At 64.1% G+C, this 978-nt stretch carries 1 protein-coding gene and 1 pseudogene; both read right to left on the reverse strand.

Features of this window, described 5'->3' with window-relative positions:
• Positions 1 to 230, reverse strand: a 230-nt coding sequence (locus tag EN994_RS33080; RefSeq protein WP_164746509.1) for an aldo/keto reductase, incomplete at its 3' end; no start/stop codon positions are given.
• Positions 231 to 290: 60 nt separating this feature from the next.
• A pseudogene (locus tag EN994_RS33085) lies at positions 291 to 978 on the reverse strand (UxaA family hydrolase); the annotation flags it as partial.

Here is a 978-nt window from a genome sequence, read left to right on the forward strand (position 1 = left end):
TAGGAATCGCGCGGCTTGTAACGCAGGAAGTCGCCGAAGCGGCGCTCCGACAGTCCGAAACCGTAGAAGGGTGCGGTGTCGAAATAGCGCAGGTCGGCATCCCAGGCGCCCTGCAGCGTCTCCATCGCCGCTTCGCGCGAACAGGCGCGGTAAAGGCCGCCAAGTGCGGCGCCGCCGAAACTGACTTCGGTGACCTCCAGAGCTGTCCGACCGATACGGCGTTTTTCCATGCAAAACCTCCCCGTTGCCCGCCGCTGACCGGCGCGCCGTCTATTTTATATCAGTAAAATCTAAAGTGTTGCGCCCAGATGCCAGGGCACGAACTCGTTGTCGCCGTAGCCGAAGTCCTCGCTCTTGGTCTTGCGGCCGGAAGCCGTTTCGACGATCAGTTCGAAGATCTCGCGGCCCATGCCGGCGATGGTCTTTTCACCCGAGGCGATGACGCCGCAATTGACGTCCATGTCCTCTTCCATCTGGTGGTACATGGTCGAGTTGGTGGCGACCTTGATCGACGGCGTCGGACGGCAGCCGAAGCAGGAGCCGCGGCCGGTGGTGAAGACGATGACGTTGGCGCCGCCCGCCACCTGGCCGGTCGCCGAAACCGGGTCGTAGCCAGGCGTATCCATGAACACCAGGCCACTGCCGGTGACTTTTTCGGCGTAACCGAAGACGCCGTTGAGCGGCGTCTGGCCGCCCTTGGCGACCGCACCGAGGGACTTCTCCAGGATGGTGGTGAGGCCGCCGCGCTTGTTGCCGGGCGAGGGATTGTTGTCGATCGAGGCGCCATGCTTGGCGACGTGGTCCTCCCACCACTTCACGAAGCCGTCGAGCTTCTGCGCGATCTCCGGCGTTGCCGCGCGGTAGGCAAGCAGATGCTCGGCGCCGTAGATTTCCGTGGTCTCGGAGAGGATGCCGATACCGCCAACGCCGGCCAGGATGTCGACAGCCGCGCCCAGCGCCGGATTGGCCGTGATACCC

It is taken from the genome of Mesorhizobium sp. M7A.F.Ca.CA.002.09.1.1 (assembly GCF_003998555.1).
Lineage (GTDB): Bacteria > Pseudomonadota > Alphaproteobacteria > Rhizobiales > Rhizobiaceae > Mesorhizobium > Mesorhizobium ciceri.